Here is a 26691-nt window from a genome sequence, read left to right as displayed (position 1 = left end):
TGTTGTAGTCGACGCTCAATCCTGCCACAGCACCGCCTCACTGCGCGCGCTCCATTCTTCGAAGCGCGCGCCGTAGCGGTCTTCAATGACATTGCGTTTGATTTTCAGGGTCGGCGTGAGGAAGCCGTTGTCCACCGCCCAGTTGTCCTTGACCACCACCAGCCGGCGCAGGCGTTCGTGTTTGTCGAGGGCGGCGTTGACCTCTTCCAGGAGCTTTTCCAGGCTCGCGTGCAGGTTCGCTCGGGGCTCTTGCTGATTGACCGTCGACAGCACGCACAACCCCAGGGGCGCACTCAGGCCATCGCCGACCACGCACACTTGCTCAATGCGCGAATGCACGGCCAGACGGTTTTCGATCGGCGCCGGCGCGACGTATTTGCCTTTGCTGGTCTTGAAGATTTCCTTGAGACGCCCGGTCAGGCGCAGGCGCCCTTCACTATCCTGCTCGCCCTTGTCGCCGGTACGCAAAAAGCCGTCGGCGGTCAGCGTCTCGGCGGTCTTCTGCGGCTCCTTGAAATAGCCGAGCATGTTGGCCTGGCTGCGCACCTGCACTTCGCCCGATTCATCGATGCGCACTTCCACTTCCGGGCACGGCTGACCAATCCAGCCCTGCTTGTATTGCCCGGGGAGGCAGATATGCGAATAACCGCAGCCCTCGGTCATGCCGTAGACCTCCAGCACATCGAGGCCGAGTTTCTGATACCAGGCAAGCAAGGTCTGCGGCACTGGCGCGGCACCGGACAACGCCACGCGCAAGGCATCCAGGCCAAGCCCGGCCAGCACTTTATGCCCGACCCGCTTGCCGATAAAGGGCAGCCCGAGGAGAAAGTCCAGACGCTGCGCCGGGATCTTGCTGTACACCCCCATCTGGAATTTGGTCCAGATACGCGGCACGCCAAACATGGCCGTCGGCCGCGCGCGCTGCAGATCGGTAATGAAGGTGTCGAGGCTTTCGGCGAAAAAAACCGTCTGCCCGGTGTAGATCGACGCCAGTTCGACAAACATGCGCTCGGCGACGTGACACAGCGGCAAGTACGACAGCAGCCGATCGTTCTCGTTGAGCCCGAACAGCTGCGTGCCCCGACTGGTGGCGAAACCGAGATTGGCGAAACTGTGCATCACGCCTTTGGGCAGGCCGGTGGTGCCGGAGGTGTAGATGATCGTCGCCAGTTGCTCGGCGGCCGGACGCGGATCGTCCTGGATCGGCGAACAGCTTTGCAGGTCCGCCCAACTGAAATCGAATTCGCCGGGCGGATGCAGCGGCAGGCAGATGGTCGGCAAACCCGCCGGCACACCTTGGGACATGCCTGCCCAGTCATCGAGCTTGCCGATGAACGCCAGCGCACTTTCCGAGTGGGTCAGCACCTGCGTCACGGATTCCGCGGTGAGGTTGGGATACAGCGGCACCGAGACATGCCCGGCCATCCAGATCGCCAGGTCGGCGATGATCCAGTGCGCGCAGTTTTTCGAGATCAGGGCGATGTGGCTGCCGGGCGGCAGTTCCCGCGCCCGCAGCCAGTGGGCCGCGCAGCGTGCCTGATGGCCGACGTCCGCCCAGCTCAGCGTCTCGACCTGGCCGCCACCGATAGGCTGCACCAGAAAGCGTTGGCGCGGGTGCCGGGCTTCCCGTTCGTAGAACACGTCCAGCGGCAAACGGAAGGCGGCAGACATGCGACTCGCTCCTCTTTTTTGGGTCTGGAGCAAGCGTAGTCAACCAAGCAAGTGCTTGGTTGAATTTTTTACCAAAAGAGACAAGATCAAGAGATCGCAGCCTTCGGCAGCTCCTACAGGGGTATGCATTCCTATGTAGGAGCTGCCGAAGGCTGCGATCTTTGCTTTTAAGGGTGCTTGAGGCTATTGAGCTTCATTGAGCCAATCAGCAGTTCACTGTGTTCAAGCTCCGCCAGTCCCGCTGTACTAACCCGCTCCGGTGGGTGCCCGGCGCCATGTTGCAGATAGCTGAGCAGATTGCCCACCAACGGGTTGTGGCTGACCAGCAGTACATTGCTCACCGCAACCAATTGCTCGGCCACCTTGTCGGGATCAGTATCCGGCGTCAGCCAGTCGACCGTGCGGATCTCCGGCTCGAAGCCGAGTACCTCACGAACGATCTGCGCAGTCTGCTGCGCGCGCAGATAAGGGCTGGCGTAAATCGCGGTCAGCGGCTGGCCGATCAGATGCGCCGCGCTCGTCAGGGCTTCGTTGCGGCCGTGCTCGGTCAGCTCACGTTCGGAATCGATTTTCGAGCCGTGAGGCACCGCCTCACCGTGACGCAATACCCAGAGTTTCATAGTTTGGGCTCCTCATCGCGCACCGGATGCGCGGCCGGGGCGACGGTGTGCGGCGTTTCCCCTTCCGGGGTGCGCGGCGCGGGCCAGTCGGCGAACGGCCAGGGCTTCTGGTCACTGTGGAACGTGCCGAAGCGGCCGATCTGCGCGAGGAACTGGCTGAGGCTGTCGCCAAAATTCATCAGGCTGGCGCTCGGTGCGCCGTAGATCAAACGGTAGATCAGTTGCACCAGCACCACCGCGCCGAGGATGAATTGCGCGACTTGCCAGACCAGCAGATAAACGATCATCCACAACACCCGCAGGAGAATGGATTCGTACTGGGTTTCGGTTTTCGGATCGTTCATGGCTTGCTTCCTGTCCGTGTAACAGCTGAATCAGTTGAAACCGCTGGTGGAAATAAAGTCGACGTCGGTTTTCGGCTCGGCACGCATCAGTAGACCGATCACCTGCTCCAGCGTGCGTCCTTCGAACAGGATTGCGTGCAGCCCGGCGACCAGCGGCATGTACACACCGACTTCCTGGGACTTGGCCTTGAGCACTTTGAGGGTATTGACCCCTTCGGCGACTTCGCCGAGACGCGACACCGCTTCGTCGAGGCTCAAGCCCTGACCAAGGGCGAAACCGACCTGATAGTTGCGGCTCTTGGGCGACGAACACGTCACGATCAGATCGCCGACCCCGGCCAGGCCGAGAAAGGTCATCGGGTTGGCGCCTTGATTCACAGCGAAGCGGGTCATCTCGGCCAAGGCGCGAGTGATCAGCATGCTCTTGGTGTTCTCGCCCATCTCCAGCGCCACCGCCATGCCGGCGATGATCGCGTAAACGTTTTTCAACGCCCCGCCCAGCTCGACACCGAACCGGTCGGCGCTGGCGTAAACGCGGAAGGTGCGCCCGTGCAGCGCGGCTTGCACCTGTTTGCACAGCTCTTCGTCTTCGCTGGCGACCACTGTGGCGGTCAATGCATGTTCGGCGATTTCCCGCGCCAGGTTCGGCCCCGACAACACGCCGATCCGCGCCTGCGGGGCGATCTCTTCGAGGATCTGGCTCATCAGTTTGAAGGTCTGCGCTTCGATGCCTTTGGTCAGGCTGACCAGCATCTTGCCGCTCAAGCGCTGGGCGTGGGCCGCAAGCACCGTGCGCAAGGCGCTGGAGGGCAGCGCGACAAAGCACTGATCGCAGGCGTCGAGGGTGGCCTGCAGGTCGGTGACGGCGCTCACCCCCGGCAGAATCTTGATGCCTTTGAGGTAGCGGGGGTTTTCGCGATTGACCCGGATGGCCTCGGCCTGCCCGGGGTCACGCATCCACTGAAGGACTTGATGGCCGTTCTCGGCCAGCAGATTGGCCACGGCGGTACCAAAACTTCCGCCTCCCAGGACCGCAATCGGGCGCTGTTCAGTCATATGCAATCCGTTAATCCATACCAGTGGCGATGCCGGGCATTATACGGGGCGCCCCGGTGGCGGCCAGCCCCAGCAACAATTACCGACATTTGTAGGAAGAAGACCAATAAAGCCTAGGAAAATGCCTGTAACGTCACTGGAAAAGTCGCCGCCCTCGGTTAACATGCGCGCCAATTCTTCTCTCTACAGGCTGTGTCGTGTTTTCTGGCCCTCCTCCCCCGCGCTCGCCCCTGCTACTGGCACTGCTGTTCAGCCCGCTGGTGCTGGCGGACGACCTGTTCGTCGACAGCCAGACGCTGCCGCCGGTGCTCACGGCCACGCGGCTGAAGCAGACGCCGGCAGAAGTGCCCGGGAGCATGACCGTCCTCGACAACGAATTGATCACTGCCAGCGGTGCCCGCGATATCAGCGAACTGCTGCGGCTGGTGCCGGGAATGATGGTCGGCAACATCAACGGCAATCAGCCGGCGGTGAATTACCACGGCACCAACGCCAGCGAAGCACGACGCATGCAGGTGCTGATCGATGGCCGTTCGGTGTATCGCGCCGGTCTGGCGACGGTGGACTGGAGCGATATTCCAGTGGCCATGGAAGACATCGAGCGGATCGAGGTGTTTCGCGGCCCGAACACCGTCAGCTACGGCGCCAACGCATTGATGGCGGTGATCAACATCATCACTAGCCACCCGGCGGACAGTCACGGCACGCGCCTGAAAATCACTCGCGGCCAGCGCGGCATCAACGACTTTTATGCCAGCCAGGGCACCGGTTGGGATGGCGGCGATTTGCGCCTGTCGCTGTCCGGCCAGGAAGATGACGGTTTCGACAGCGACCGCAACGGCGCCGATTACCGTGACAGTCGGCGCTTGAATCGTCTGAGTCTGGCGGTCAGTCACGACCTCAATGAAGGACAAAGCCTCGACTGGCAGCTCAACGCCAAGGACGGCAGCAATCAACGGCCCTATACCTACCGCCCGGTGTTCTCCGGGATTACCGACGCCGGGAACAATTCCGACGTGGTCGCTAAGGATTACGCCGGCTCGGTGCGCTGGAACCTCGATATCAACCCCGAACACAGCCTGTACGTGCAAGGCTCGGCGCAGCATTGGGACCGCCAGCAAGTCTGGCGCGCCTGCGATGCCGAGGTGTCGTTCAGTCCTGAACTGACGCAATTGTGGCAGCTCAACCCGAATTACACCGAACGCCTGGCGCGGAATATCAGCCAGTTCACCGGCCCCGGCGCGGCACCCGGCACGCCAGAGGAAATGGCCCTGGCCAATCAGGTGCTCGAACAATGGCGTAACGGCGCGAGCAGAACCCTGTGCGGCGACATCGATCAGAGCGCCCGCGAGTCGCGTTACGACCTCGAACTGCAAGACACCCTCAGCCTGTCCGACAGCCTGCGTCTGGTCAGCGGCCTCAACTACCGCTACGACCGCGCCGACTCCGAGACGTACTTCAACGGTACCCTCGACGACACCACCTGGCGCGCCTTCGGCCAACTGGAATGGCGCGCTACCGAGCACTGGCTGGTGCAGGGAGGTGTGATGTTCGAAGACACGCAACTGATCGGCAGTTCGCTGACCCCGCGCTTCGCGGTCAACTACCTGATCAACCCGCGTCACGGCCTGCGCGCGGTGTACTCGGAGGCGATCCGTTCGCCGGACATGTTCGAGAACAACGTCAACTGGAGCTATCAGGTCAGCAACCTGCGACCTTCGGCGTATGGCCAGTCGTCGGCGCGCTATTTCGTCAAGACCCGCGGCCCCGGCGATCTCGATCAGGAGCACATGCGCTCGCGGGAATTGGGCTACAACGGCTATTTCGCCGAACTCGGACTGGCCGTAGACGTGAAGCTGTTCTACGACGAAATCACCGGGATGATCAGCGAGCCGCTGCGCAACAATCAGTACATCGCCAGCAACGCCAACAGTTCGCGCTTTCGCGGCACGGAAACGCAACTCGACTGGCGCCTCAGCAGCGCCGACCGCTTGCGCTTCACTTATGCCTTCGTCGATGCCGAGGCGAGCAATCCGCTGGATCAGCAGTTCACCTCGCGCAACAGCGGTTCCGCCGGTTGGCTGCGTAACTGGGGGCATGGCTGGAACAGCGCCCTCTTCTATTACGGAGACAACGCGCTCAACGGCTATCGGTTCGAACGCGTCGACACGCGCATCGCCAAACGCATCGCCATTGGCAAAGCGCAGCTGCAACTGGCGGGCGTGCTGCAACAGCGTCTCGACCATCAGCCGAACACCTTCGTCGATAACCATTATGACGAACGCCGGGTGATGTATTTCAGCGCCGAGCTGGAGTTCTAGGATGCGCAACGGCTCGTCACGGAAGACGCCAACCCTTGGCCACTGGCTGGCGGGGCTCTGCCTGTTCTTGACCGCGTGGCTGCACGGGGTCGCGGTGCAAGCCGCCGACATTCTCCTGACCGGCGCCGAGGAAAGCCCCGGCGTGCAGGCGTTCGTCCAAGCATTGAGTGAACTGCGCCCGACCGACAACGTGCGGTTTCAGCCGCTGGCGAGCCTGCCGGCGCCGGGCAAACTGCCGGCCAGCCTGCGCCTGATCCTGCTCGATCTGCCGAGCCTCGACTGGCGCCTGCAGGACGCGCAAGGCCCGTCGACCCTGGTGTTGCGCATCAGCCGCTTGCAGGCGCGCCAGCGTTTCGCCGATGCCCACCCGGCGCGCCTGAGTCTGCTGTGGAGCGACCCGCCGCTGAGCCGACAACTGCAACTGATCCGGCGGATTCTGCCTCAAGCCCGGCGCGTCGGCGTGCTGTTCGATGAGCACGGCGAATTCCTTCTCGACGAACTGCGCGTGGCTGCCCGGTCCTTGAATCTGGACATCGTCAGCCAGCGCTGGGACAACACCCACGACAGCCGTCCGTTGCAAGCCGTGCTGAAAAACAGCGACGTATTGCTCGGTCTCGACGACCCCGATCTGTACAACTCGCAAACTGCAAAGAATCTGTTGCTCAGCAGCTACTCGCGGCAGGTTGCGCTGATCGGCCCCAACATTGCATTCGTTCGCGCTGGCAGTCTCGCCAGTACCTACAGCGATCAAAGCGACTGGCTGGCGATCCTCGACCATTTGCTCGATCAGCCGACCAGCGCATGGCCGCGGGCGCTCTATCCCGATCGTTTCAAAGTCTCAAGTAATGCGCAGGTGGCTCGTTCCCTAGGCATCGAACCGTTGAATGAAGCATCTGTCGCCAGTGCCTTGGCCGAAGGAGAGCGCCGCCCATGAATTTCCGTCGCCGTTGGGACATCAACACCCGCACCCAGCTGATCAGCCTCGGCCCGGCGCTGTTGCTGACGTTGCTGCTGATCAGCTTCTTTACCTTCGTACGCATCCAGGATTTGCGTCAGGAGCTGAACCACACCGGCCAGTTGATCGCCAACCAACTGGCCCCGGCCACGGAATACGGGGTGATTTCGGGCAACAACGAAGTGCTGGAAAGCCTGCTCAAAGCGACACTGGCCACGCCCAATGTGCGTTTTCTCGAAGTGCAGGACAGCGCCAACCGGATTCTGGTGTATGTCGAACAACCGGCCGACAGCCACAGCCGCCCCCATCAGGTCGAAGTGTTCCAGGCCCCGGTGCGCCTGCAGCGGATCGCTTTGCACAATGATTTTTTCCAGGACGGCAAAGTCAGCAACAGCGCCGCGGGCGAGGATTATCTGGGGCGGGTGATCGTCGGCCTGTCCAACGACGCTTTCAGTCAGCGCCAGCAGGAGATCCTGTTCAAGGCCGGGATTCTCGCGCTGTTTGCCCTGCTCTTCACCTTCGTCGTCGCCCGGCGTCTGGCCGGCAGTCTGTCGCAACCGATCCGCGACATCGGCGACGCAGTCAAGGCGATTCAGGAAGGCGACTACAAAACCCCGCTGCCGATCGTCGACGACACCGAACTGGGCGCGCTGTCGCAGCACATCAACAACCTCGCCCAGGCGCTGGAACAGGCCAGCCGCGAACAGCAACAGGCGATGGCGCAACTGATCCAGACCCGCGAAGAAGCGGAAAAGGCCAACAACGCCAAATCGGATTTCCTGGCGATGATGAGCCACGAACTGCGCACCCCCATGAACGGCGTGCTGGGCATGCTGCAGTTGCTCGAAACCACCGAGATGACCGACGAGCAGGTGGAGTACGCCGCTCTCGCTTCGGAGTCGACCGAGCATTTGCTCAAGGTCATCAACGACATTCTCGACTTCTCGCGAATCGAACGTTCGGAGCTGGAGCTTGAGCACATTCCGTTCAACCTCGCCGAGCTGATCGGCGCCTGCGCGCAATCGTTCCAGCACAGTGCGGTGCAGCGAGGCCTGGCGCTGAATCTGCGCATTCCCGACGACATGCGCGGTTTGCAGGTGCAGGGCGATCCGACGCGGATCCGGCAGATTCTGGTCAATCTGGTCGGCAATGCCTTGAAGTTCACCGAGCAGGGCCGGGTCAGCATCGAGGCGCAATGGCAATCGCTGGATCATGAACTGCTGTGGTTCACCTGCTCGGTGCGCGACAGCGGCATCGGCATTTCATCGCAGAGTCTGGAGCTGATGTTCAATGCCTTCCAGCAGGCCGACAGCTCGATCTCCCGCCGTTACGGCGGCACCGGCCTGGGTCTGCCGATCGCGCGCACGCTCGCCGAACGCATGGGCGGCACCTTGCGCGCGCAGAGTGAGGAAGGACGCGGTTCGGTGTTCACGCTGGAAATTCCATTGGCGCTCTATAAGCAGGCAATGCCGGCGCTGGCCGCGCCGCGTGCGCTGAACGGCAGCGGTCAGGGCGACGGGCGTCATGTGTTGCTGGTCGAAGACAATCCGGTCAACCAGACCGTGATCGAAGCGATGCTGCGCAGTCTGGGTTTTGCCGTCAGCGTGGCGACCGATGGCGCGCAAGCGGTGCGCAGCGCCGGGGACGGCGAATTCGAAGTGATTCTGATGGACTGCCGCCTGCCGGTCATCGACGGCTACGAGGCCACGCGGCAGATTCGCGACCTGCCCGGACGCCGCGATGTGCCGATCATCGCGCTGACTGCCAATGCCTTGCAGGGCGACCGCGAAACCTGTCTGGCGGCGGGTATGAACGATTACCTGGCCAAGCCGTTCAAACGCAATGACCTGCAGCAGATTTTGCAGCGCTGGGTGTCGTAGTGTGGGCCTTTCGACCATCTGCGACTGGCGTGAAAAGCGAAAGTGCGGCAGTCTTAGGCACCCGAACGAGCCCCAAAAGGGGCTTGATTAAAAATTTCAGTGCACAAGTGTACATTCATGTCCTTGGTGCTGTGACTTTCACCACAACGCAATAGTCTATGAGTAGGCTGCCGGTTCGAGGCATGAACGCTTCGAACGGTCGGGAAGATCTGCCCCACCTGCCGCATGGGATTATTGAGGAGCTCGCATGACCAAACAAAACGCCTTTACTCGGGAAGACCTGCTGCGCTGCAGTCGCGGTGAGCTGTTCGGCCCAGGTAACGCGCAACTGCCCGCCCCGAACATGCTGATGGTGGATCGCATCACCCATATCAGCGAAGAAGGCGGCAAGTACGGCAAAGGTGAATTGGTCGCCGAACTGGATATCAACCCTGACCTGTGGTTCTTCGCCTGCCATTTCGAAGGCGATCCGGTGATGCCGGGCTGCCTGGGTCTGGATGCCATGTGGCAACTGGTCGGCTTCTTCCTGGGCTGGCAAGGCCTGCCGGGCCGCGGCCGTGCGCTGGGTTCGGGCGAGGTGAAATTCTTCGGTCAGGTGCTGCCGACCGCCAAGAAAGTCACTTACAACATTCATATCAAACGCGTCCTCAAGGGCAAGCTGAACATGGCCATCGCCGATGGTTCGGTGAGTGTCGACGGACGCGAAATCTACACCGCCGAAGGCCTGCGCGTCGGCGTGTTCACCTCCACTGACAACTTCTAAGGGTTATTCGCATGCGCCGCGTCGTTATCACTGGTCTGGGCATCGTTTCGTGCCTGGGCAATGACAAAGAGACCGTCTCCGCTAACCTGCGTGCAAGCCGCCCTGGCATCCGGTTCAACCCGGAATATGCTGAAATGGGTCTGCGTAGCCAGGTTTCCGGCTCCATCGACCTCAACCTTGAAGAGCTGATCGATCGCAAGATCTATCGCTTCGTCGGCCATGCAGCGGCTTATGCCTACCTGGCCATGAAAGACGCCATCACTGACTCCGGCCTGACCGAAGAGCAGGTGTCCAACCCGCGCACCGGCCTGATCGCCGGCTCCGGCGGTGCCTCCACGCTGAACCAGATGGAAGCGCTGGACATCCTCCGTGAGAAAGGCGTGAAACGCGTCGGCCCGTACCGCGTCACGCGGACCATGAGCAGCACCGTTTCCGCTTGCCTGGCCACGCCATTCAAGATCAAGGGCCTGAACTACTCCATCGCCTCTGCCTGCGCCACCAGTGCTCACTGCATCGGTACCGCCATGGAACAGATCCAGATGGGCAAGCAGGACATCGTCTTCGCCGGTGGCGGTGAAGAAGAGCACTGGAGCCAGTCTTTCCTGTTCGACGCCATGGGCGCCCTGTCCAGCAAGCGCAATGACACCCCGGAACAAGCTTCCCGCGCCTACGACAAGGACCGTGACGGTTTCGTCATCGCTGGCGGCGGCGGCATGGTTGTCGTCGAAGAGCTGGAACACGCTCTGGCCCGCGGCGCGAAAATCTACGCCGAGATCGTTGGCTACGGCGCAACGTCCGACGGCTACGACATGGTTGCCCCGAGCGGTGAAGGCGCAATCCGCTGCATGCAGCAGGCGCTGTCCACCGTCGACACCCCGATCGACTACCTGAACACCCACGGCACTTCGACTCCGGTCGGCGACGTCGCGGAAATGAAAGGTGTGCGTGAAGTGTTCGGCGACAAGGCTCCAGCGATCAGCTCGACCAAGAGCCTGTCCGGTCACTCCTTGGGCGCCGCCGGCGTGCACGAAGCGATCTACTGCATGCTGATGATGGAAGGCAACTTCATTGCCGGCTCCGCCAACATCGACGAGCTGGACCCGGAAGTGGCCGATCTGCCGGTGCTGACCAAGACCCGCGAGAACGCCACCATCAACACTGTGATGAGCAACAGCTTCGGCTTCGGCGGCACCAACGCCACGCTGGTGCTGAAGCGCTGGGAAGGCAAGTAAGTCCCCGCTGCCGAGCCACACATGAAAACGCCCCGACTGGTTCGGGGCGTTTTTTTTGGTCTATGGAATCTCCGAGCCGACAAAAATCCTTTGTAGGAGTGAGCCTGCTCGCGATAGCGCTGGATCAGCCAACATCTTCTGTGACTGACACTCCGCTATCGCGAGCAGGCTCACTCCTACAGGGTTTCGCGGTGCGCCGGAGATGAAAGATTCGTCATGAAACCAATCACCCTGCGACCGAATGTCGCGGTTTACGCGGGCTGCAGCACTGTTGCGAAATCCGCAACAACACCTTGCGCCAATCGGCGGTTTACTTAGCTGGCTAACAAATCCTATAACAGAGTCCTGCACACGCCTTGGTGCAGCAACTTGAGATCTGGAGCTAGCAGATGACTGTAAAAGTAACTGAACGCGACGATTCACACATGTCCCACGAAGGCCTGGCCGCCGGTATCCGTATCTGGGACGTGCATCAACAAGACTTGCTGGTCGGCATGTTCCACAACGAGATCGATGCCCACAACTACAAGGCCGAACTGGAAATGCAGGAACAGCAAAGAGAACTGAAGTCCGCCTGATCAGGCAAACATTGCACATTGTGGCGAGGGAGCTTGCTCCCGCTGGACTGCGCAGCAGGCCCTGCTCTCAGGATAAAGAGCGGGGCCGCTTCGCGCCCCAGCGGGAGCACGCTCCCTCGCCACAATCGCTTACCACATCAGATCGTCAGGGATCTGATAAGCCGCGTACGGATCGTCCTCGGCGTTGACCTCTTCGGTCTGCACGTTGAGCTGGACGATGCGCTGCGGGTCGCGCTCCTGGATCTTGAGTGCCGCTTCACGGGGAATCACTTCATAGCCGCCGTTGTGGTGCACGATCGCCAGCGAGCCGCTGCTGAGCTTGTTGCGCATCAGCGTGTTGACCGAGATGCGCTTGACCTTCTTGTCGTCGACGAAGTTGTAGTAGTCCTCGGTGGTCAGCTTGGGCAGACGCGAGACCTCGATCAACTGCTTGACCTGTGCGGCGCGGGCCTTGGCCTCGGCCTTCTCCTGCTGCTGACGGTTCAGCTCCTGGTCGCGCTTGACCTTCTCGGCCATGGCTTCCTGGGCGGCGCGCTGCTGCGAATCATCCAGCTCGGCCTGGCCTTTGTGGGCCAGACGCTGTTGCTTCTGCTTGTCTTTGCTGACCTGCTTGGCCTGCTTTTGATTGACCAGGCCTGCTTTGAGCAACTGGTCGCGAAGGGAAAGGCTCATCAATGCTTACTCACTTGGGCAACGGCTCAGCCGCAGCTGGGCTCATTCTTTTCCTGGCGTTTGGCTTCGCCCCAGAGGGCGTCCAACTCTTCGAGGGTGCAATCTTCCATGGGACGGTGGGTGTCGCGCAATGCCTGTTCGATAAAACGGAAACGTCTTTCAAACTTGCCGTTGGCGCCGCGCAAGGCGGTTTCCGGATCGACCTTCAGATGCCGGGCCAGATTGACCACGGAAAACAGCAGGTCGCCGATCTCGTCGGCCACCGCCACCGGATCGTTTTCGGACATGGCTTCGAGCACTTCATCGAGCTCTTCGCGGACCTTGTCGAGCACCGGCAAGGCGTCCGGCCAGTCGAAACCGACCTGCCCGGCGCGCTTCTGCAACTTGGCTGAGCGCGACAGTGCCGGCAACGTGGCCGGCACATCGTCGAGCAGCGACAACTGCTCGGGCGCCGCGGATTTTTCCGCGCGCTCTTCGGCCTTGATCTCCTCCCAGCGCTGCTTGACCTGCGCTTCGCTCAAGCGCGGCACGTCAAGCGGCGCGTACAGATCGCCGGTGGGGAATACGTGGGGATGACGACGAATCAGTTTGCGCGTGATGCTGTCGATCACTCCGGCGAATTCGAACCGCCCTTCTTCCTTGGCCAACTGGCTGTAATACACCACCTGAAACAACAGATCACCCAACTCGCCCTGCAAATGATCGAGATCGCCGCGTTCGATGGCATCGGCCACTTCATAGGCTTCTTCGAGGGTGTGCGGGACGATGGTCGCGTAGGTTTGCTTGATGTCCCACGGACAACCGAACTGCGGATCGCGCAGACGGGACATCAGATGGAGCAGGTCTTCGAGGGTGTACTTCATTTATCTGGCTCACCACAAATCCCATGTGGGAGCGAGCCTGCTCGCGAAAGCGGCGTGTCTGCAACAAAGATGTCGACTGACACACCCTCTTCGCGAGCAGGCTCGCTCCCACAGGGAACAATCAATTGCATCACGGGGTGCGGTTACGTCGCGTCTCGATGATGTTCGGCAATTGCGAAATCCGCCCCAGCAACCGCCCGAGCGCATCCAGACCGGGGATCTCGATGGTCAGCGACATCAGCGCGGTGTTGTCTTCCTTGTTCGAGCGGGTGTTGACCGCCAGCACGTTGATGCGCTCGTTGAGCAGCACCTGCGAGACGTCACGCAGCAGCCCGGAACGGTCGTAGGCGCGGATGATGATGTCCACCGGATAGGTGAGCACCGGCACCGGGCCCCAGCTGACCTGAATGATCCGCTCCGGCTCGCGCCCGCCCAGTTGCAGCACCGAGGCGCAGTCCTGACGGTGAATGCTCACGCCACGGCCCTGGGTGATGTAACCGACGATCGCGTCGCCCGGCAGCGGCTGGCAGCAGCCGGCCATCTGCGTCATCAGGTTGCCGACGCCCTGAATCTGGATATCGCCGCGCTTGCCCGGCTTGTAACCAGTAGCCTTGCGCGGGATCAGCTCCAACTGTTCGTTGCCGCGCTCCGGCTCGACCAGTTGCTGCGCGAGGTTGACCAGATGCGCCTGACGCAGGTCGCCGGCCCCAAGGGCGGCGAACATGTCTTCGGCGGTTTTCATGTTGGCCTTTTCGGCCAGCTTGTCGAAATCCACCGCCGGCAGGCCGAGGCGATTGAGTTCGCGCTCGATCAGGGTTTTACCAGCGGCAACGTTCTGATCGCGAGCCTGCAACTTGAACCAGTGAACGATCTTCGCCCGCGCACGCGAGGTGGTCACGTAACCGAGGTTCGGGTTCAGCCAGTCGCGGCTCGGCGTGCCGTGCTTGCTGGTGATGATCTCGACCTGCTCGCCGGTCTGCAGGCTGTAGTTCAGCGGCACGATACGGCCGTTGATCTTCGCACCGCGACAGTTGTGGCCGATTTCGGTGTGCACCCGGTAGGCGAAATCCAGCGGCGTCGCGCCTTTCGGCAAGTCGATGGCGTGACCGTCGGGCGTGAAGATGTAGACCCGATCAGGCTCGATGTCGACGCGCAGCTGTTCAGCCAGACCGCCGATGTCACCGAGTTCTTCGTGCCATTCAAGGACCTGGCGCAGCCAGGAGATTTTCTCTTCGTAATGGTTCGAGCCGGATTTGACGTCGGTGCCCTTGTAGCGCCAGTGCGCGCAGACGCCAAGTTCGGCTTCTTCGTGCATCGAATGAGTGCGGATCTGCACCTCGAGGACCTTGCCCTCCGGGCCGATCACCGCCGTGTGCAGCGAGCGGTAGCCATTCTCTTTCGGGTTGGCGATGTAGTCGTCGAATTCTTTCGGGATATGCCGCCACAGAGTGTGGACGATGCCGAGCGCGGTGTAGCAGTCGCGCATTTCCGGCACCAGCACGCGCACGGCGCGAACGTCGTAGATCTGGCTGAATTCCAGGCCCTTGCGCTGCATTTTGCGCCAGATCGAGTAGATGTGTTTCGCCCGGCCGCTGATGTCGGCGTCGACGCCGGTGGCCTGCAGTTCGTCCTTGAGCTGGGTCATCACGTCGCTGATGAAGCGCTCGCGATCCAGCCGCCGCTCGTGGAGCAACTTGGCGATCTGCTTGTATTGATCAGGTTCGAGATAGCGGAAGGACAAGTCCTCCAGCTCCCATTTGATGTGACCGATGCCAAGACGATGCGCGAGCGGCGCATAGATGTCGAAGACTTCCCGGGCGACGCGGTTGCGCTTTTCATCGTCGGCGGTTTTCACCGCACGAATGGCGCAGGTGCGTTCGGCCAGTTTGATCAGCGCAACGCGCACGTCATCGACCATCGCCACGAGCATCTTGCGCAGGTTTTCGACCTGCCCCTGGGTGCCCATGACCATCGACTGCCGTGGGCTGAGACTGGCGCTGATGGCCGCCATGCGCTGCACGCCGTCGATCAGTTTGGCCACCACCGGGCCGAAGCGCTGGCCGACTGCCGCCAGTTCGATCTGCCCTTCGCGCACGCCGCGATACAACACGGCGGCGACCAGTGAATCCTGATCGAGCTTGAGGTCGGCAAGGATTTCGGCGATCTCAAGGCCAGTGCTGAAACTGCCGGAGCCTTCGGCCCACAGGTTCTTCCTGGCGTTGGACTGTTGTTCGGCCTCGCGAGCGAACTCGCAGGCTTCTTTCAAGGCCTCGCGATCCAGTGCCAGATCGACACTGACCGCGTGATCGAGCCAAGCCTCGAGATTGATACTGCCGTCGGTGTTGATCGGCTGGTGTGCTCTCACCTGTACCATGCTGCTTTACCTTCCCTACGACGCAGATTCAATGCGTCAAATCGCTGATCCTCAGTGTCCGTTCGCGCTCGCGGGGCTCAGGCGAGCGCTGCGCGGACAGATCAGACGGATTCAGACGAGCCATCCTGGCTCGCTTCAAATAACGCCATGGCCTCGACATGTGCCGTCTGAGGAAACATATCGAGAATCCCGGCACGTTTTAACCGGTAGCCCTGCTTGATCAATTCCTGCGTATCGCGCGCCAGCGTGGCCGGGTTGCACGACACGTATACCAACCGTCTGGCGCCCAGGGTCGCGAGCTTGCGCACCACCTCGAAAGCACCGTCACGCGGTGGGTCCAAGAGTACCGCAGAAAAGCCGTTTCCGATCCACTGAGCATCGGTCAAAGGCTGGGATAAATCGGCTTGAAAAAACTTTGTGTTATGCAAATTGTTACTGACGGCATTGGCAGCGGCACGCTCGACCATGGTCTGCACGCCCTCTACCGCTACCACTTCACGTACGCTTTTGGCCAGCGGCAGGGCAAAATTGCCCAGCCCGCAGAACAGATCGAGCACGCGCTCGTCAGCCGTCGGCTGCAGCCACTCCAGCGCCTGAGCGATCATCGCTTCGTTGACCCCGGCGTTGACCTGAACAAAATCTCCCGGCCGGTACGCCAGTTCGAGATCCCACTGCTCCAGGCGATAACCGAGGCTCTGACCGGCCTCGACCGGTTGCGGTTCACCTTCGCCATGCAACCACAACTGCGCCTGATGGAATTGGCAGAAATCCTTGAGAATCGTCAGATCCGCTTCGGACAAAGGCGCCATGTGCCGCAGCAACACCGCCAGAGATGAGCCGCTGAACAACTCGACATGGCCCAGCGCCTGGGGCTTGCTCAGGCGCCGCAGCATCTCCGGCAAACGGGTCATGATCGGTTGCAAGGGCTGTACCAGCACCGGGCATTCGCTGATCGCAACGATGTCCTGACTGCCGGCGGCGCGGAAACCCACTTCGAGGTTCTTCGCTTTCATGTCCCAGCGCACGGCGATGCGTGCGCGCCGACGGTAGCCGAATTCCGGGCCGGTCAGCGGCGCTGCCCATTCTTCGGGTTCGACTCCGGCAACTCGCGACAATTGCTCGGCGAGCATGCGCTGTTTCAGGGCGAGCTGTTCGGCGTGGGGCAAGTGCTGGACGCTGCAACCGCCACAGCGGCCGAAGTGCGCGCACGCTGCCGGACGACGCAAGTCGCTTGCGGTAAACACACGCTCGGTGCGTGCTTCGACCACTTTGCCGTGGGCGCCAAGCACCCGCGCTTCGACCTCCTCACCGGCAAGGGCGCCGAGGACGAACCAGGTTTTACCTTCGAAAAACGCGATACCGCGACCGTCATTGGCCAGGCGCTCGATGCTCAAGCGCTGCTTTTTACCGGTCGGGATCTGCGGCGCCTTGCTGCCGCCGGTGGGCTGGAAGCGCAGGCCTCTTTCGTGTTTGGCCATCAGTTGGGCGCGTCGAAAATGCCGGTCGACAGGTAACGGTCGCCACGGTCGCAGATGATCGCAACGATCACCGCGTTTTCAACTTCTTTGGACAGGCGCAGCATCGCTGCCACCGCACCGCCCGAGGACACGCCGCAGAAGATGCCTTCTTCGCGGGCCAGACGACGAGTGACGTCTTCGGCTTCGCTTTGCGCCATGTCGACGATGCGATCGACGCGGTCAGCCTGATAGATCTTCGGCAGGTATTCCTGCGGCCAGCGGCGGATGCCGGGAATGGCCGAGCCTTCCATCGGTTGCAGGCCGACGATCTGCACGCTGTCGCTCTGCTCTTTGAGGTAGCGCGACACGCCCATGATGGTCCCGGTGGTGCCCATCGAACTGACGAAATGGGTGATGCTACCCTGGGTCTGACGCCAGATTTCCGGACCGGTGGTGGTGTAGTGCGCTTCGGGGTTGTCGCCGTTGGCGAACTGGTCGAGCACCTTGCCACGGCCTTCGGCTTCCATACGCTGGGCCAGATCGCGGGCGCCTTCCATGCCCTCTTCCTGAGTGACCAGAATCAGCTCGGCGCCGTAAGCGGTCATCGCCGCTTTGCGCTCGGCGCTGGAGTTGTCCGGCATGATCAGGATCATCTTGTAACCCTTGATCGCAGCGGCCATCGCCAGAGCGATACCGGTGTTGCCGGAGGTCGCCTCGATCAGCGTATCGCCGGGATTGATCTGCCCGCGCAGCTCGGCACGGGTGATCATCGACAGCGCCGGCCGGTCCTTGACCGAACCCGCCGGGTTGTTCCCTTCGAGCTTGAGCAAAAGGGTGTTGCTGGTGGCGCCGGGCAGGCGCTGCAAACGCACCAGCGGCGTGTTGCCGACGCAATCGGCGATGGTTGGGTACTGCAGGGTCATGGCGTATTCGCAATCCAGACGTGCGGGGGCGCCTATCATACCGGCAAACCCGCGCAGGCCATATCACGCAAAGTGCGGTGCTTATGGTTTATGGGAATAAGGGATCACTGGTCGGGTTTTCCATATGGGCTGTATCCAAGGCGTAAAACTCATGGAGCTTGGCTTGCAGCAACTGTTTATCCGGCAAGCATGTTTGATATTGCGCAATCAATGCGGGCGAAAGACTGCGGTTGAGGGCGTACTCGACAACCTCGTCCTCTTTGCTGGCACAGAGCAACACACCGATCGCCGGATTTTCGTGGGGCTTGCGGACATTGCGATCCAGCGCCTCCAGATAGAAATCCAGCTTGCCCAGATACTCTGGCTCGAAACGCCCGACCTTGAGTTCAATCGCGACCAGGCAATTAAGCCCCCGGTGGAAGAACAGAAGATCCAGAGCGAAATCCCGACCGCCGACTTGCAGCGGATATTCGGAACCGACAAAGCAGAAGTCCCGACCCAGCTCAATGAGGAAGTCCTTTAGCCTTTTCAGGAGCCCTTGGTGCAGATCGGTTTCAGAATGAGCAGAAGGCAGGTCGAGAAATTCGACCATGTAGGAATCGCGGAATATCTCAAGCGCTGCCGGGTGCGTTTGTTTGAGCGCGGCGGAGGCTTTCGCTGGATCGGCGATGGCTCGCTCGAACAGAGCGGCTTTAAGTTGCCGCTCCAGTTCGCGCTTTGACCATTTTTCCTGAACGGCCATTCGCAGGTAGAAAGCCCGCTCCTCAGGGCATTTGCTCTGACTCAAAATGATCATGTTATGAGTCCACGGCAATTGTCTCACCAGTGGTGAGACAATTGCTTCGTTTCGATAAGTCTCATAAAACTGGCGCATGCGGAACAGATTGGGTCGAGTGAATCCACGCAGGCCTGGCTGGGTCTGAGCGAGATGCGCAGCCAGTTGAGCGATGACCGAATCCCCCCACTCCGCCCGCTCAATCTTGCGACTGATATGCGCGCCCACCTGCCAGTAAAGCTCGATCAGGTGAGTATTGACCGCTTGCATGGCCTTGTGTCTGGAACTGTGAATCAGCGCGAGCACTTCATTGAAACGATCGCCATCTGAGCTGCCGGTAAGGCTGGATGCATTCATGCGCAATTCCTTGAAGGTTTGGTGAAGCACGAGCCTAAACCGTTCAGGAAGCTTGAAATGACCGCTGGTGCAGCTTGGGAAATGTCATACAGAAAAAGACGAGCGCTCCGGCAAGTCAGTGGGATTGGGAGCGCGAATGGACTACATCGCGAGCAGGCTCACTCCTACAAGGGTATTTATGTTGTTCAAATAATCTGCGGCGTACGCAATTCCACTGTAGGAGTGAGCCTGCTCGCGATAGCGTCATTCGGCGCAACACCATCATCCGCCAACAAGCGCAAATTCAACCGCAACCCAGCCCCTGCATTTTCCGCCCAGAGCAACCCGCCCTGGCGCTGCACCGCGTTACGCGCAATGCTCAACCCCAGCCCAAACCCGCCATCCCCGGGCCGCGATCCGTCCAGGCGAATGAACGGCGAAAAGATCCGCTGCAGATCCTCTTCAGCCACGCCGCCGCCCTGATCCTCCAGCCACAAGTGCCAATACTCACCATCACGCCGGCCATCCAGCCGCACAATCCCGCCCTCAGGCGAGTGACGAATCGCGTTGCGCAAAATGTTTTCCAGCGCTTGCGCGAGGGTATTGAGGTTGCCGCGCACCCAGCACGATGCTTCGACCGAGCATTGCAGTTGCAGACTCGGCCAGCCGCTTTCATAACAGGCGTTGTCGGTGAGCATTTCCCACAGTGCCTGAATCTGGATCGCTTCATCCGGCAATGGCGAGCGGTCGGTGTCGAGCCAGGCCAGTTGCAGGGTGTCTTCGACCAGGCGTTGCATGCCGTCCACCTCGCGGCCGATGCGTTCGCGCAGTTGCGGCAGGCCCTGTTCGCTTTCGCTGGCCACGCGCAAGCGGCTCAGCGGCGTGCGCAACTCATGCGACAGGTCGCGCAACAATTGCTGTTGCAGGGCGACGGTGGTTTGCAGGCGTTCGGACATGGAATCGAAGGCCCGCGCCAGCTCACCGAGTTCATCCGGGCGCTGGGTGATGCCGCTCGACAGGCGCACATTCAGTTGGTCGGCGCGCCAGGCGTTGGCCTGTTCGCGCAGGTTGTTCAGCGGCACCACCAGCAGGCGATACAGGCCGACACAGAGCAACAGGGTGAACAGTCCGGGAATCACGCCGTTGGTGATCACGCGCCAGAACACCCGGTACTTGCCCGGGACAAAGCGCTCGGGCAATTCGATGACCAGAATGCCGGCCGCCGGATCCTGGGGAAACGGTACCCGCAGCCACGGCCGGCCCTTCTTGTGGATCGGCCAGTCGAGGCCACGCAGAAAGGTCAGGTGCTGCACTTCTGCCGCGTTCAGCGGGCGGCTGCTCAGCGATTGCAGGTCCGCGCCAATCACCCCGACCCAACTGGCCTCGCGCAACTCCATGCTTCGCAACCAGTCATCGACACCATCGCGCCCGCCGCGCTGCCACGCCTGTTCGGCTTGTGCGGCATACCGGCTGAGAGTGTTGCGCGCTTCACTGGAAAGGAACTGATTGCGTTCCTCCATGTAGCGCCCCCACGACCAGCTCAGCCAGATCATCAACAGACAGAACGCTACCAACAGGCACGCCAGTTTCCAGAACAGCGAATGCCGCCCTGGCAGCTCAGACAGTTTCATCGGCACCGCTCAAGACATAGCCTTTGCCCCACACCGTGCGCACTTCGCGTTCGGTGTAACCGATGGCTTTGAGTTTGCGGCGGATCTGGCTGATGTGCATATCGAGGCTGCGGTCGTGGGCAGCAAAACCGCGTTGCAGGACGTGCTGATAAAGGAAGGCTTTGCTCAGCACTTCTTCGTGGTTGCGGTGCAGGGTTTCCAGCAAACGGAATTCGCTGCGGGTCAGCCCGGCCGCTTGCTCGCGGAAGAACACGTCGCACTGTTGGTCATCGAAACGCAGGGTGCCTCCGACCTGAGCAGCGGCCACCGCAGGTGGGCGCCGATCCAGTGCGACTCGCCGCAGGATCGCTTCGATGCGCACATGCAACTCGGCCATGCTGAACGGCTTGGGCAGGTAATCATCGGCACCGAGACGGAAGCCGCTGATGCGATCGGCCTCGGCGCCCAGCGCCGACATCAGCAACACCGGCGTCGAGTGGCTCTGGCGCAGTTGCGTCAACAGTTTCAGGCCATCGAGCCCGGGCAGCAGAATGTCCATCAGCACCACGTCGAAAGGCTGGCGCTGCGCAATATTGAGACCTTCCTGGCCGTTCTGGCACCAGGTCACCTGAAAACCGCTGCGGCCCAGATGCTCGTGCACATAGGCGCCGAGAACCGGATCGTCTTCAATGGAAAGGATGCGTGGCTGGCCAGCGGAAACAGGAGTCATGAGTATCTGCAAGTAATTCTCAGTTGGCGGATTATTCAAGATTGTCCGACTGCGGGCAACACAAGCTTGGCCTGTCGGACGAACGCGTGCTTGAGCGCGCTGCATTTTCCGCAAGATTGCCCGCCAGCAAATCGCTACACTGCGCCCATGTCGCGTGCTGGATGCACGCATGTGTCAACAGATCAGCGGGATGCGGGAGATAGGCGTGCTCAAGAAACTGGGAATCAAAGGTCGCGTGCTGTTGCTGACCTTGTTGCCGACCAGCCTGATGGCGCTGGTGCTGGGTGGCTATTTCACCTGGACGCAGCAGACCGACCTGCAGAGCCAATTGATGCAGCGCGGCGAAATGATCGCCGAGCAACTGGCGCCGCTGGTCGCGCCGGCGATGGGCCACGGCGATGCCGATCTGCTCGAGCGCATCGCCACCCAGTCCCTTGAACAACCCGACGTGCGCGCGGTGACCTTCCTCGCGGCGGACCGCTCGCCACTGGCCCACGCCGGCCCGACCATGCTCAATCAGGCGCCCAGCGGCGACAGCGCATTGTTGCAACGGCGCAGCGGCAATGACGCGACGCGCTACCTGATGCCGGTGTTCGGCAAGCACCGCAACCTCGCCGGTGAAATCATTCCCGAGGAGTCCGAGCGGTTGCTCGGTTGGGTCGAACTTGAGCTGTCGCACAACGGCATGCTGTTGCGCGGTTATCGCAGCCTGTTCGCCAGCCTGCTATTGATCGCCGCCGGACTCGCCGGCGCCGCCCTCCTCGCGCTGCGCATGGGCCGCACCATCAACCGCCCGCTGAGCCAGATCAAACAGGCCGTCGCGCAACTCAAGGACGGTCACCTGGAAACCCGGTTGCCGCCTCTCGGCAGTCAGGAACTGGACGAACTGGCCTCCGGCATCAACCGCATGGCCGGCACCCTGCAGAACGCTCGTGAAGAGTTGCAGCACAGCGTCGATCAGGCCACCGAAGACGTCCGGCAGAACCTGGAAACCATCGAAATCCAGAACATCGAACTGGACCTGGCGCGCAAAGAGGCGCTGGAGGCCAGCCGGATCAAATCCGAATTCCTTGCCAACATGAGCCACGAAATCCGCACCCCGCTCAACGGCATTCTCGGCTTCACTCACCTGTTGCAGAAAAGCGAACTGACCCCGCGCCAGCTCGACTATCTCGGCACCATCGAAAAGTCTGCCGACAGTCTGCTGGGGATCATCAACGAGATTCTCGATTTCTCGAAGATCGAGGCCGGCAAACTGGTGCTCGATCACATTCCGTTCAATCTGCGTGATCTGTTGCAGGACACCCTGACCATTCTCGCCCCGGCGGCGCATGCCAAACAGCTCGAGCTGGTGAGTCTGGTCTATCGCGACACGCCGCTGTCGCTGGTCGGCGATCCGCTGCGCCTCAAGCAGATCCTCACCAACCTGGTGAGCAATGCGATCAAGTTCACCCGCGAAGGCACCATCGTCGCCCGGGCGATGCTCGAAGACGAGCACGAAGACAGCGTGCAATTGCGCGTCAGCATTCAGGACACCGGCATCGGTTTGTCGAGCCAGGATGTGCGCGCGCTGTTCCAGGCCTTCAGCCAGGCCGACAACTCGCTGTCCCGCCAGCCCGGCGGCACCGGTCTGGGGCTGGTGATTTCCAAGCGCCTGATCGAGCAGATGGGCGGCGAGATCGGCGTCGACAGCACCCCGGGCGAAGGCTCGGAATTCTGGATCAGCCTGAGCCTGCCGAAGACTCGCGACGACGCCGAAGACCTGCCCGCCGCGCCATTGCTCGGGCGCCGCGTGGCGGTACTGGAAAATCACGAACTGGCGCGTCAGGCCTTGCAGCATCAACTGGAAGACTGCGGCCTCGACGTCACGCCGTTCAATACTCTGGAAAGCCTGAGCAATGGCGTCACCGGCGCACATCAGACCGATCAGGCGATCGATCTGGCGGTCATCGGCATCACCAGCAACGACATGCTCCCGGAGCGTTTGAACCAGCACATCTGGGACCTCGAACACTTGGGCTGCAAAGTGCTGGTGCTGTGCCCGACCACCGAGCAGACGCTGTTCCATCTGTCGGTGCCCAACCCGCACAGCCAGCTTCAAGCCAAACCGGCGTGCACGCGCAAGTTGCGCCGGGCGCTGGCCGATCTGGTCAATCCGCGCCAGATCCGCAGCGAACCGGGCGAGCCGCTGTCGAGTCGTGCGCCGCGCGTGCTGTGCGTAGACGACAATCCGGCCAATCTGTTGCTGGTGCAAACCCTGCTCGAAGACATGGGCGCCCGCGTGCTCGCCGTGGAAAGCGGCTACGCGGCTGTCAAAGCCGTACAGAGCGAATCCTTCGATCTGGTGCTGATGGACGTGCAGATGCCGGGCATGGACGGTCGCCAGACCACCGAAACCATTCGCCAGTGGGAAAGCGAACGGCATTGCACACCGCTGCCGATCGTCGCCCTCACCGCCCACGCCATGGCCAACGAAAAACGCGCGCTGCTGCAAAGCGGCATGGACGACTACCTGACCAAACCGATCAGCGAGCGGCAACTGGCGCAGGTGGTGTTGAAGTGGACCGGACTGGCCCTGCGCAATCAGGCGCCGGATCGTAGCGGCGACAGCGCGGCGAGTCAGCAGGAACTGCCGGTACTCGATCACGAAGAAGGCTTGCGTCTGGCGGCCGGCAAGGCGGATCTGGCGGCGGACATGCTCGCCATGCTGCTGGCCTCGCTGGAAGCCGACCGCGAAGCGATTCGCGCGGCGCGGGACAGCCACGACCAGAATGCCTTGCTCGAACGCGTGCACCGCCTGCACGGCGCCACCCGTTATTGCGGGGTGCCGCAACTGCGCGCCGCCTGCCAGCGCAGCGAAACCCTGCTCAAGCAGGACGATCCGAAAGCCGCTGCCGCGCTGGACGAACTGGAACGCTCGATCAACCGACTCGCGGCGCAGGCGCGCATCAGCGCCTGATCCACGGCAAGGCACGGTGCGCGCAAAGCGCTACAGTTGTCGCGGGCGATTGCCGCCCGCGTCGATGTTCCAGGAGGATTCATGCGCACGATCTTTTTCAGCAGCCAGACCTACGACCGCGACAGCTTCCTCGGCGCCGACTGCCCGGCCGGGCTCGAACTGCACTTTCAAGCGGCGCGACTGAGCGTAGATACGGCGGCGCTGGCCGAGCAGCACGAAGTGGTCTGCGCGTTCATCAATGACGACCTCAGCGCCCCGGTGCTGGAACGCCTTGCGGCTGGCGGCACGCGGCTGATTGCCCTGCGTTCCGCCGGTTACAACCATGTCGACCTGCCCGCAGCGAAGCGCCTCGGCCTGGCCGTCGTGCGTGTGCCGGCCTACTCGCCGCACGCCGTGGCCGAACATGCCGTCGCGCTGATCCTCGCCCTCAATCGTCGCCTGCACCGCGCCTACAACCGCACCCGCGAAGGTGATTTCAGCCTGCATGGCCTGAGCGGTTTCGATCTGGTCGGCAAAACTGTCGGCATCGTCGGCACCGGGCAGATTGGCGCAACCTTCGCGAAAATCATGCACGGCTTCGGCTGTGAACTGCTGGCCTGCGACCCGTATCCCAATCCCGAGGTACTGGCCTTGGGCGCGCGTTATCTGAGCCTGCCGGAGTTGCTCGCGCAGTCGCGGATCATCAGCCTGCATTGCCCGCTCAACGAGCAGAGCAAACACCTGATCAATCGCCAGTCACTGGCACACATGCAGGCGGGGGCGATGTTGATCAACACCGGGCGCGGTGGTCTGGTGGACACCCCGGCGCTGATCGACGCCCTGAAGGACGGTCAACTCGGGTATCTGGGGCTGGATGTTTACGAGGAAGAGGCGCAGCTGTTTTTCGAGGATCGCTCCGACCTGCCGTTGCAGGACGATGTGCTGGCACGCCTGCTGACGTTTCCCAACGTGATCATCACGGCGCATCAGGCATTTCTGACCCGCGAGGCGCTGGGCGCGATTGCCGCCACCACCCTGGATAACATCGCGACCTGGGCGGCAGGTGCGCCGCAGAACCAGGTCGAGGGTTGAACCGTTTTACTTGGGCAGCGAAGACGCCAGGATCAGCAAGCCCAGCCAACCGAAACCGAGCAGGCGCTGCTTGCTCGAATGGCCGCTGCGCAGCAGGAACCAGACGAAAAACGCCGGCAACAGAAACACCATGATTTTCAGCCAGCCTTCCACCGGGCGGCTGCCATCGGCGTTGAGCGGTTGTTGTGCCTGGCGAGCCTGTTCTGCCGCCTGCTGACGACGACGGCGCCCTGCTGCTGCGGGCATCACTTTCGGTAACGGCTCGGCCACTGGCAGTACAACCGCTTCGGGCACAGCCTTGTTGCGTGGCAGGCTGCCGAAGGAAATCGTCGAGGTCTGCGCCGATGCCGCAATCGACTGCGCCTGCATGGCGGCGTGCTCGGCCATCGGGGCGCCGCAGTGAATGCACACCAGCGCTTCGGAACTGATGCTCCGCTTGCATTCATAACATTCGATCAGCGCCATGTTCCGTTCCTTCAGATTCGGGGGCCGGCAGTTTGCCATGACTGTCGGCCTATTTGAACCGGATCGAAGGTCGCACGCGTGCATCATTCTGCAATCGAGCCCGTGCTAGCATGTCGCGCATATTTGGAGGACCCATGGTCGAACACGATTTCCGCTACACCCTGATGAACCCGCAACACACCCTCACCGAATGCCGTGCCCTCGTTCCGGGCCGCTATCAAGTGACTGGCAACGGTGGCTCGATCCGCATCGGCGATGCCCTGTTGGTCACCCTCAAAGGCAGCAAGGACTTGTCCATGCGCCTGACCGTCGACACGGTCCGCCACCTGATCAACCCGCCGGGCCAGTGGACCGCAATGACCACAGGCCCGGTGTTCGGCGAACTGGCCATTCACACCTGGCAGGTCAATTGCGACAGCTGCGCGAAAGAGCTGAGCTTTGAATTCGCCGTGGACGCCAAACTCGGCAAAACCGCAGAAAAACCGGCTGCCACCGCACGCATCGCCGAACTGGGCTGGAAAGCCGTTGGCGACAAGCACCTGTGCCCGAAATGCCAGGAGCCTGCGTGATGAAACGGCTCGTCCTGACCGCGCTGATCGGTGTCGGCCTGGCCGGTTGCGCCGCAGAGCCGGTGCAACTGCAGCACAACCGCAGCTACATTCTGGAATGGATCGGCGAGCGGCCACTGATGGATTACAGCCATCTGACCGTAACCCTCGGCGATGACGGCCGCGCCTATGGCAACGGCGGCTGCAACCATTGGTTCGCGCCCTATACGCAGGACGGCGACAAGCTGACCTTCGGCAAGATCGGCAAGACCCGCAAGCTCTGCGCCCCGGCGCTGATGGAGCAGGAACAGCGATTCCTGCAGGCGCTGGAAAAGGTCGAGCGCTGGGACATTTCGCCGATCGAGCAGATACGCTTCTGGCCGGCTGAAGGCAAACCGTTGCGCTGGTGGCTGGAAGAGGGCTGATCGCTTGGACCGCCAAGCCCCTCACCCTAGCCTCTCCCAGAGGTAGAGGGGACTGATTGGGGG

At 61.7% G+C, this 26691-nt stretch carries 23 protein-coding genes; 10 read left to right on the top strand and 13 right to left on the bottom strand.

All coding sequences use genetic code 11. The features are described from left to right. Positions 1-15: 15 nt before the first annotated feature. The 4 genes from BLU71_RS01945 to BLU71_RS01930 form a co-directional block, all read right to left on the bottom strand. Positions 16-1671: an AMP-binding protein gene (locus tag BLU71_RS01945; RefSeq protein ID WP_083352191.1), complete on the bottom strand. Its 1656-nt coding sequence runs from the start codon at positions 1669-1671 to the stop codon at positions 16-18. 167 nt (positions 1672-1838) lie between these two features. Further along, entirely contained in the window at positions 1839-2291 is a 453-nt protein-coding gene (gene sixA / locus BLU71_RS01940) for a phosphohistidine phosphatase SixA (protein WP_083352190.1), read from the bottom strand. Next, positions 2288-2635: a DUF4389 domain-containing protein gene (locus tag BLU71_RS01935; protein ID WP_083352189.1), complete on the bottom strand. Its 348-nt coding sequence runs from the start codon at positions 2633-2635 to the stop codon at positions 2288-2290. Before BLU71_RS01935 ends, sixA begins: the two co-directional genes overlap by 4 nt. Positions 2636-2665: 30 nt before the next feature. Then, positions 2666-3691, bottom strand: a complete 1026-nt coding sequence (locus BLU71_RS01930) for an NAD(P)H-dependent glycerol-3-phosphate dehydrogenase (protein WP_083352188.1) — start codon at positions 3689-3691, stop codon at positions 2666-2668. 197 nt (positions 3692-3888) lie between these two features. Between BLU71_RS01930 and BLU71_RS01925 the strand changes: the two genes are divergently transcribed. The 6 genes from BLU71_RS01925 (at position 3889) to BLU71_RS01900 (ending at position 11420) form a co-directional block, all read left to right on the top strand. Next, positions 3889-6012, top strand: coding sequence for a TonB-dependent receptor plug domain-containing protein (locus BLU71_RS01925; RefSeq protein ID WP_083352187.1), 2124 nt, complete (start codon positions 3889-3891; stop codon positions 6010-6012). 1 nt (position 6013) lies between these two features. After that, positions 6014-6946, top strand: coding sequence for an ABC transporter substrate-binding protein (locus tag BLU71_RS01920; protein WP_065616801.1), 933 nt, complete (start codon positions 6014-6016; stop codon positions 6944-6946). After that, on the top strand, positions 6943-8847 hold the full coding sequence (locus BLU71_RS01915) for an ATP-binding protein (protein WP_064364820.1): 1905 nt from the start codon (positions 6943-6945) through the stop codon (positions 8845-8847). Before BLU71_RS01920 ends, BLU71_RS01915 begins: the two co-directional genes overlap by 4 nt. Before the next feature lie 247 nt (positions 8848-9094). Further along, on the top strand, positions 9095-9610 hold the full coding sequence (fabA, locus tag BLU71_RS01910) for a 3-hydroxyacyl-[acyl-carrier-protein] dehydratase FabA (RefSeq protein ID WP_024013962.1): 516 nt from the start codon (positions 9095-9097) through the stop codon (positions 9608-9610). 11 nt (positions 9611-9621) lie between these two features. Beyond that, complete coding sequence (gene fabB, locus BLU71_RS01905) at positions 9622-10842, top strand: beta-ketoacyl-ACP synthase I (protein ID WP_016773647.1); 1221 nt, start codon at positions 9622-9624, stop codon at positions 10840-10842. Between the two features lie 389 nt (positions 10843-11231). Continuing rightward, on the top strand, positions 11232-11420 hold the full coding sequence (locus BLU71_RS01900; RefSeq protein WP_042607160.1) for a hypothetical protein: 189 nt from the start codon (positions 11232-11234) through the stop codon (positions 11418-11420). Between the two features lie 129 nt (positions 11421-11549). Here BLU71_RS01900 and BLU71_RS01895 read toward each other — a convergent pair whose 3' ends face one another. The 8 genes from BLU71_RS01895 to BLU71_RS01860 all read right to left on the bottom strand — a co-directional run bounded on the left by BLU71_RS01895 (position 11550) and on the right by BLU71_RS01860 (position 21160). Continuing rightward, positions 11550-12092 (bottom strand): DUF2058 domain-containing protein, encoded by a 543-nt coding sequence (locus tag BLU71_RS01895; RefSeq protein WP_016773645.1) that lies wholly within the window; start codon positions 12090-12092, stop codon positions 11550-11552. A gap of 26 nt (positions 12093-12118) precedes the next feature. Next, positions 12119-12955: a nucleoside triphosphate pyrophosphohydrolase gene (mazG, locus tag BLU71_RS01890; RefSeq protein WP_042607161.1), complete on the bottom strand. Its 837-nt coding sequence runs from the start codon at positions 12953-12955 to the stop codon at positions 12119-12121. Positions 12956-13085: 130 nt separating this feature from the next. After that, entirely contained in the window at positions 13086-15329 is a 2244-nt protein-coding gene (relA, locus tag BLU71_RS01885) for a GTP diphosphokinase (protein WP_064364824.1), read from the bottom strand. Positions 15330-15430: 101 nt separating this feature from the next. Further along, entirely contained in the window at positions 15431-16807 is a 1377-nt protein-coding gene (rlmD, locus tag BLU71_RS01880; protein WP_083352186.1) for a 23S rRNA (uracil(1939)-C(5))-methyltransferase RlmD, read from the bottom strand. After that, positions 16807-17709 (bottom strand): cysteine synthase CysM, encoded by a 903-nt coding sequence (cysM, locus tag BLU71_RS01875; RefSeq protein WP_039757833.1) that lies wholly within the window; start codon positions 17707-17709, stop codon positions 16807-16809. The genes rlmD and cysM overlap by 1 nt, the downstream gene beginning before the upstream one ends. 88 nt (positions 17710-17797) lie before the next feature. Beyond that, positions 17798-18841 (bottom strand): PDDEXK nuclease domain-containing protein, encoded by a 1044-nt coding sequence (locus BLU71_RS01870; protein WP_083352185.1) that lies wholly within the window; start codon positions 18839-18841, stop codon positions 17798-17800. Between the two features lie 185 nt (positions 18842-19026). Then, entirely contained in the window at positions 19027-20451 is a 1425-nt protein-coding gene (locus tag BLU71_RS01865) for a sensor histidine kinase (protein ID WP_065616798.1), read from the bottom strand. Then, a complete protein-coding gene (locus BLU71_RS01860; protein WP_065616797.1) occupies positions 20438-21160 on the bottom strand; it encodes a response regulator transcription factor in 723 nt (240 codons plus the stop codon). The genes BLU71_RS01865 and BLU71_RS01860 overlap by 14 nt, the downstream gene beginning before the upstream one ends. Before the next feature lie 205 nt (positions 21161-21365). On the opposite strand from BLU71_RS01860, the gene BLU71_RS01855 reads away from it, so the two are divergent. Together BLU71_RS01855 and BLU71_RS01850 are read left to right on the top strand one after the other, a co-directional pair. Next, positions 21366-24119 (top strand): response regulator, encoded by a 2754-nt coding sequence (locus BLU71_RS01855; protein ID WP_083354293.1) that lies wholly within the window; start codon positions 21366-21368, stop codon positions 24117-24119. Between the two features lie 81 nt (positions 24120-24200). Beyond that, positions 24201-25190 (top strand): 2-hydroxyacid dehydrogenase, encoded by a 990-nt coding sequence (locus BLU71_RS01850; RefSeq protein ID WP_042607167.1) that lies wholly within the window; start codon positions 24201-24203, stop codon positions 25188-25190. A 6-nt stretch (positions 25191-25196) separates the two neighbouring features. Here BLU71_RS01850 and BLU71_RS01845 read toward each other — a convergent pair whose 3' ends face one another. Then, a complete protein-coding gene (locus BLU71_RS01845; RefSeq protein WP_083352184.1) occupies positions 25197-25655 on the bottom strand; it encodes a hypothetical protein in 459 nt (152 codons plus the stop codon). 134 nt (positions 25656-25789) lie between these two features. Here BLU71_RS01845 and BLU71_RS01840 point away from each other — a divergent pair, with 134 nt between their 5' ends. Together BLU71_RS01840 and BLU71_RS01835 are read left to right on the top strand one after the other, a co-directional pair. After that, the gene (locus BLU71_RS01840; protein WP_039757838.1) at positions 25790-26224 is read left to right on the top strand and encodes a hypothetical protein; all 435 of its coding nucleotides are present in this window, start codon (positions 25790-25792) and stop codon (positions 26222-26224) included. Next, positions 26224-26628: an META domain-containing protein gene (locus BLU71_RS01835; protein WP_042607169.1), complete on the top strand. Its 405-nt coding sequence runs from the start codon at positions 26224-26226 to the stop codon at positions 26626-26628. Before BLU71_RS01840 ends, BLU71_RS01835 begins: the two co-directional genes overlap by 1 nt. Positions 26629-26691: the final 63 nt, after the last annotated feature.

The sequence above is a fragment of the Pseudomonas moraviensis genome, from assembly GCF_900105805.1.
In the GTDB taxonomy this organism is placed as follows: domain Bacteria; phylum Pseudomonadota; class Gammaproteobacteria; order Pseudomonadales; family Pseudomonadaceae; genus Aquipseudomonas; species Aquipseudomonas moraviensis_A.
Note: the sequence above shows the minus strand (reverse complement) of the source record. Positions and strands in the feature narration are given on the sequence as shown.